The 1,039-nt window shown below is 48.8% G+C and carries 1 protein-coding gene; it reads right to left on the bottom strand.

Annotated features, from left to right (window positions below):
* The coding region (locus tag C7R94_RS29310) for a PucR family transcriptional regulator ligand-binding domain-containing protein (protein ID WP_199197981.1) at positions 1-957 on the bottom strand (957 nt) is incomplete at its 3' end.
* Between the last annotated feature and the right edge of the window lie 82 nt (positions 958-1,039).

Genomic DNA, 1,039 nt, shown 5'->3' with positions numbered 1-1,039 from the left:
TAGGAGCATCGCGATATAGTGATCGGACAACTCCCAGCCGACTTCATCCGCCTTTCGCATGAGCATTTCGTGTGAGGCGATCTGGCCACTGACGAGCTGTTGCAAGAAATCATTGCGAAAACGTTGGAATGTTTCTTGGATGGCTCGCTGTCGTTGCATTTCAAGGGACAAGAGGGCAGCACTTTGTTCGATGGCGACTTTTTCCCACGCGTATAGATCACGCTCCCGCTGTCCAATGATGATGGTTCCCTGCACGATTTGGTCGTGGAGAAGCCACCGGACATGGATTCCCTCTTTTTGTCTGCTAAGCGGCTCTTGTATTAGTCGGATCGGGGCGCGTTGACCGTATCGCTTGTCCAATGAATCATCGCGTGGGAACGAACCAAACGAGGAATCCCATTTCCATCTATGCTGGGGGACATGGATCGAGACAGGAGCAGCAAGGATATCGGACAGTAAATCTGTCAATGTAGAAATCGGAGCTCCTCCCGTCAAAAAGTGATGAAACCGTTCATAAATGGCATGGGTTCTGTCCAGCTCGATGCGTTGTTTGTCATTGATGTACTGAACGACTGGCACGATGACATCTGACCAAGCTTTATCCATCGGAAAGGACAGGATGGGAAATGCCTTTTTCGTAGCGTGGGAGAGAACGGCTTCAGGAAGATCCTCGATGTATCGACCTAATTTGATGGCAAGCCCAGGTGTGCCGATGGCGACTAGCTCATCGATGAGTGTTATCAGTCGTTTTGTACATGGTTTTTGCTGAGAGAGGAATGGAAAGCCTGTCGTCAGAACGAATTCACCAGATCGCAACCACCTATGGCCATCGGGAGAATCAAAGGAAGTAACATTCAGCAGCTCATTCTCTAAAGAGTCCGCGCCTGCAAGCACTGACGATTCATCAAAGCCACCAACTTGTATGAGCTCACGGACAGTAATCATTACGCTCACCATGCCTTCTTCATCTTTTAGCTACTCGCACAAAACCTCGTTCCGTTTTCTAGCCATGTGAACAAAGGAGATATTTGAATTTTTC

The organism is Brevibacillus sp. NRRL NRS-603 (assembly GCF_003013445.1).
Classification (GTDB): domain Bacteria; phylum Bacillota; class Bacilli; order Brevibacillales; family Brevibacillaceae; genus Brevibacillus; species Brevibacillus formosus.
This window is presented reverse-complemented; position numbering and strand designations above follow the sequence as displayed.